Here is a 5308-nt window from a genome sequence, read left to right on the forward strand (position 1 = left end):
AAGCGCTTAATAAAGTATCGTCATAAAATGCTCCTGCATTGATGACATCAAGTACATCCATGTACTCGAAACTCAAAGAACAGCTTTCCGAATTTAGTTAATTGCGACAGCGATTAACACCCGAATTTGCTTGGTGACAATAGCATTGTGGTCCCACCTGATCCCATCCCGAACTCAGTAGTGAAACGCAATAGCGCCGATGATAGTGTGGGGTCTCCCCATGTGAAAGTAGGTCATTGCCAAGCGCCTAATAAGAATAATCCCTGACTCACTGAGTCAGGGATTTTTTCGTTTTGGCGTTTTAGTTTTTAAATTAATTTTTACTAACTATCATAGTGTGGTTGATATGCCCATGTAAAAGCAGGTCATTACCAAGCGCCTAATTTCTCTTAATTGAGAGCAGATAGCCCGTTACTGATGTAGCGGGCTTTTTCTTTGTCTAAAGAAAAGTTCAAGTTTAAACACCAATACCTGATAGTGTGGACGATATGCCCATGTGAAAGTAGGTCATTGCCAAGCGCCTAATTTCTCTAATTTGAGAACAGGCAGCTCGCTACGATGTAGCAGGCTTTTTTGTGTTTGTAATTTGAGCGAACTATCTAATCTAGCAGCTTAATGAATAGATAGTGCGGACAATATGCCCATGCTAAAGCAGACCATTACAAAGCGCCTAATTTCTCTTAATTGAGAGTAGATAGTCCGTTACTGGTGTAGCGGGCATTTTTGTGTCCGAACATGATGCCCATAGATAAATTTTGCTTAATAGTGTTATTTACTCCCTCAAGGTACAATAGATAATCATTTTTTAATTTGTCACAATATGTCTGTAAGTCTAAAACCATTCAACACTCTTTCATTAGATCAGAATTGTCATCAATTAGTATCCGTTGCTGATGTTAAAGACCTTAAAGTAGAAATTGAACATGTGAAAAACCAACAACTTCCTATGTTAATTCTTGGTGGGGGGAGTAATGTTGTTTTTACACAAGATTTTGAAGGCATAGTAATAAAACTAGAAACTAAAGGTATAGAAGTACAGGAAGAGGCTGATTCTTATTATATAACAGTTCAAGCTGGCGAAGACTGGCATTCATTTGTTAAGTACTGTCGAGATAATGGTTATCATGGGCTAGAGAATTTAGCGTTAATCCCTGGAACTGTTGGTGCCGCCCCTATTCAAAATATAGGTGCTTATGGTGTTGAAGTTAATCAGTTTTGCGAAAAAGTAAACTATCTAGAACTGGAAAATCTAGAGACTCATTCACTTTCTAATGAACAATGCCAATTTGGTTATCGTGAGTCCATTTTTAAACTTGATTTAAAAAATCAAGTGGTCATAACCTCAGTAGAATTTAGGTTACCTAAAAAATGGAAAGCAAATTTAAAGTATGGGCCATTACAACACCTTGATGCCAATACCGTGACCCCACAAGATGTATTTAAGACAGTTTGCGAAGTTAGGAACAGCAAGTTGCCAGATCCTGCAAAGCTAGGCAATGTCGGTAGTTTTTTTAAGAACCCTATTATCGGAGCACAACAATATGTTGAGCTTCTCAAGACGTATTCTGATTTAGTTGGTTATGCGCAACCAGATGGCTCTATAAAGGTTGCTGCAGGTTGGCTAATAGACGAGGCTGGACTAAAAGGTTTTACTCAAGGCCGTGTTGCAGTTCATGATAAGCAAGCATTGGTGCTAGTAAATTTGGACAATGCGCAAGGCGCTGAAATTTGTCAACTTGCTACACACATTATAGAAATCGTTACCGAAAAGTTTGGAATTCGATTAGAACCTGAGCCTAGAATAATAGGGTCGAAAGGAGAGGTACAATTGTGATGAATGAACACTGGGATAAAAAGACGCAAATTATTGGATTACTTGATCACAGGACGTATATCTCAGGTGAGTTAATCGCACAAAAGGTAGGCCTTTCCAGAACGGCTGTTAATAATCATATTGCCCAATTGGCAGACTACGGTGTTGATGTTTTTAGTGTCAAAGGTAAGGGTTATAAATTACCAAAACCATTGCCGCTGTTTGATGAAACTAAGCTGATTAACGGAATTGAAAATCGTTGTTTTTATTTTAATGAAATAGAAAGTACAAACGCATTCATGCTTCAGCATGCTGAAGAATTAAAAAACGGTGATATATGTATTGCCGAATATCAATCTGCTGGGAGAGGGAGGCGTGGGCGTCAATGGGTCTCTCCGTATGGTCAGCATGTATATGCTTCGTTGTTTTGGCGATTAAATCAAGGAATGAATGCAGCAATGGGACTCAGCCTAGTTGTAGCTTGTTCTATTGTTAAATCACTCACAGAGTTTGGTGTTGATGGCTTAGGCGTAAAGTGGCCAAATGATATCTACCGCGACAATAAAAAGCTCGCTGGGATTCTTATTGAGTTATCAGGACATACAATGGATGAGTGTAATCTCGTCATTGGTTTTGGAATTAACATGAGCATGTCTGAGCAACATGCTGATTTAATTGACCAGCCTTGGAGTGATTTAAGCTCGTTAGAATCGATGCCTGACAAAACGGCATTAATTACTAACATTTATAAGCAACTCAAAATTGATTTAATGCTGTTTGAAGTTGAAGGATTAACTCCTTTTATTCCTCAATGGCAAAAATATGATTTATTTTATGAAAAAGAAATCAATTTATTAATGGCGCCAAACAATATCAGTGGTGTTTGCAAGGGCATTGATAAACAAGGTGCAGTGTTAGTTGAGACTGATGGAAAAGTAACACCTTACATAGGTGGTGAAATTAGTTTACGTGCTAAGTAAGGTGAGTATTTTTACTATTTGCGCAAGAGAACGCGGTCAACCAGATGGTTGGCTGCTTTATTTAAGATTAAATTAGCCCGCTCTCTGCTTGGTTTTATATTGGTCTGTAAATTGGGGCCGTTGATAGTGTCCCAAATATGCGCAGCAGTTGCGTTTGCCTCATCATCAGAAAGTTGTGAATAATGATGAAAGAATGACTTTGGATCACTAAACGCACCTTGTCTGAACTTCAAGAAGCGTTGTTGGTACCATTCTTTAAGCAGCGATTCTTCAGCATCAACATAAATAGAAAAGTCTACATAATCAGATAGAAAACTACTTTTACTCTCAGGACTTGGATCTAAAGCGGTTTGAAGGACATTCAAACCTTCTATAATTAAAATATCAGGCTGATTAATGTTCTGAACTTGATCTGTCAATCTGTCATAAGTGACATGTGAGTATAAAGGCGCACTGACATTCGGTTCACCTGCTTTTACCGCTGAAATGAAATCAATGAGCATTTTCATATCATAACTTTCAGGGAAGCCCTTCCGCTTTAGCAAATTATTGTGGGTAAGTTCAGCTAATGGGTATAAAAAACCATCTGTTGTTACTAGTTCGACTTTTGGGTGCTCAGGCCAACGCTGCAATAAAGTTTGTAAAATACGGGCTGTAGTACTCTTACCAACGGCAACACTGCCAGAAATACTAATGATATAAGGAGATTTGGTTGGTTTGTGATTTAAAAACTGATCAAGTACAACTCCACGCTGTTGCTTGGAATCAATAATTAAATTTAGTAAGCGACTAAGGGGCAGATAAATATCTGTAACTTCATCTAATGAAAGCTGTTCATTCATTCCACGTAAATTGGCTAATTCATCTTCGCTGAGTGTGAGAGGTACCGAATTACGTAATTCAGACCACTGTTGGCGAAGAAATGAAAAATAAAGTGCTTGATGTAATGTATTGTTCGCTGTCATATCTTCCTTTCCTTAGGTCAGGCACAGTACACCACCAAATTATTTTGAACAATAGCTAAAGTCATCTTACTTATAGTAGCTTGTGCAAATCGCTGTTATTTTATCCTCTCAACACAAATAAAGCCCAAAAAAGCGACATTTAAGACTTTTTTTGGTTTTTTTCTGCATTTCCTATTGCACTTGCGCCAACATTTACCTAATATCCGTTTCCGAAATGATTAGCCGGCATAGCTCAGTTGGTAGAGCAACTGACTTGTAATCAGTAGGTCCCGAGTTCGACTCTTGGTGCCGGCACCATTTTTCTGGAGGGGTTCCCGAGTGGCCAAAGGGATCAGACTGTAAATCTGACGGCTCAGCCTTCGAAGGTTCGAATCCTTCTCCCTCCACCATTTTTAAAGGTAGTTAGGTAGCCTTATTCAGGTTGCGCGGATGTCGTATAATGGTATTACTCCAGCCTTCCAAGCTGATAACGCGGGTTCGATTCCCGCCATCCGCTCCAAATTGCTGAACGACTTGATTGCTTAGTAGTTCTTTTAAATGAACTATTAAGTCAATCAAATCCTTTAAATCAGCACGTCCTGTCTTATGCTAAACTTAATCACCAAAAACTAATCGATTCGATGTCATTTAATGCATCGGATTTTTTCTATATGTGTTTTCATTACCAAGACTCTGGATTGAGGCAATATCATGGCTAAAGAAAAATTTGAACGTAGTAAACCACACGTAAACGTGGGTACAATTGGTCACGTTGACCATGGTAAAACTACCCTAACAGCAGCAATCTCAGCAGTATTGACGAAAGCATACGGCGGTGACGTTAAAGATTTCGCACAAATCGATAACGCTCCTGAAGAGCGTGAGCGCGGTATTACAATTAATACTTCTCACATCGAATATGACACTCCTACTCGTCACTACGCACACGTAGATTGTCCTGGTCACGCCGATTATGTTAAAAACATGATTACTGGTGCTGCTCAAATGGATGGCGCTATCTTAGTAGTTGCTGCTACAGATGGTCCAATGCCACAAACACGTGAGCACATCCTGCTTTCACGTCAGGTTGGTGTACCTTTCATCATCGTATTCATGAACAAATGTGACATGGTTGACGATGAAGAGCTACTTGAACTAGTAGAAATGGAAGTTCGTGAACTTCTGTCTGAATATGACTTCCCAGGTGATGACTTACCAGTTATCCAAGGTTCTGCACTTAAAGCGCTTGAAGGCGACGCAGAATGGGAACCTAAAGTTATCGAATTAGCAGAAGCTTTAGATTCATACATCCCAGAGCCAGAGCGTGACATCGATAAGCCGTTCCTACTTCCAATTGAAGATGTATTCTCAATTTCAGGTCGTGGTACAGTTGTTACTGGTCGTGTTGAGCGTGGTATCATCCGCGTTGGTGAAGAAGTTGAAATCGTTGGTGTTAAAGAAACGACTAAGACTACTTGTACTGGTGTTGAAATGTTCCGCAAGCTTCTTGACGAAGGTCGTGCTGGCGAAAACTGTGGTGTTCTTTTACGTGGTACTAAGCGTGAAGAGAT

The 5308-nt window shown here is 39.5% G+C and carries 4 protein-coding genes, 3 tRNA genes and 1 rRNA gene; 7 read left to right on the plus strand and 1 reads right to left on the minus strand.

Annotation, left to right across the window (positions count from 1 at the left end; translation table 11 throughout):
* Window positions 1-129: 129 nt before the first annotated feature.
* The 3 genes from rrf to birA all read left to right on the plus strand — a co-directional run bounded on the left by rrf (window position 130) and on the right by birA (window position 2793).
* Window positions 130-245: ribosomal RNA gene (gene rrf / locus FNZ24_RS21010) — 5S ribosomal RNA — on the plus strand.
* A gap of 575 nt (window positions 246-820) precedes the next feature.
* A complete protein-coding gene (gene murB / locus FNZ24_RS21015; protein ID WP_153916744.1) occupies window positions 821-1834 on the plus strand; it encodes a UDP-N-acetylmuramate dehydrogenase in 1014 nt (337 codons plus the stop codon).
* Window positions 1834-2793 carry a bifunctional biotin--[acetyl-CoA-carboxylase] ligase/biotin operon repressor BirA gene (birA, locus tag FNZ24_RS21020; protein ID WP_153916750.1) on the plus strand — a complete coding sequence of 320 codons (960 nt, stop codon included), beginning with the start codon at window positions 1834-1836 and terminating at the stop codon, window positions 2791-2793. The genes murB and birA overlap by 1 nt, the downstream gene beginning before the upstream one ends.
* A gap of 14 nt (window positions 2794-2807) precedes the next feature.
* Here birA and coaA read toward each other — a convergent pair whose 3' ends face one another.
* The gene (coaA, locus tag FNZ24_RS21025) at window positions 2808-3758 is read right to left on the minus strand and encodes a type I pantothenate kinase (RefSeq protein WP_153916746.1); all 951 of its coding nucleotides are present in this window, start codon (window positions 3756-3758) and stop codon (window positions 2808-2810) included.
* 221 nt (window positions 3759-3979) lie between these two features.
* Here coaA and FNZ24_RS21030 point away from each other — a divergent pair.
* From FNZ24_RS21030 to tuf, 4 genes are all read left to right on the plus strand, one after another.
* Window positions 3980-4055 (plus strand) — tRNA-Thr (locus tag FNZ24_RS21030).
* 7 nt (window positions 4056-4062) lie between these two features.
* A tRNA-Tyr gene (locus tag FNZ24_RS21035) sits at window positions 4063-4147 on the plus strand.
* A 36-nt stretch (window positions 4148-4183) separates the two neighbouring features.
* Window positions 4184-4257 (plus strand) — tRNA-Gly (locus FNZ24_RS21040).
* Between the two features lie 191 nt (window positions 4258-4448).
* Window positions 4449-5308, plus strand: an 860-nt coding sequence (gene tuf / locus FNZ24_RS21045) for an elongation factor Tu (RefSeq protein WP_153916748.1), incomplete at its 3' end; no start/stop codon positions are given.

The sequence above is a fragment of the Shewanella sp. TC10 genome, assembly GCF_009663145.1.
In the GTDB taxonomy this organism is placed as follows: domain Bacteria; phylum Pseudomonadota; class Gammaproteobacteria; order Enterobacterales; family Shewanellaceae; genus Shewanella.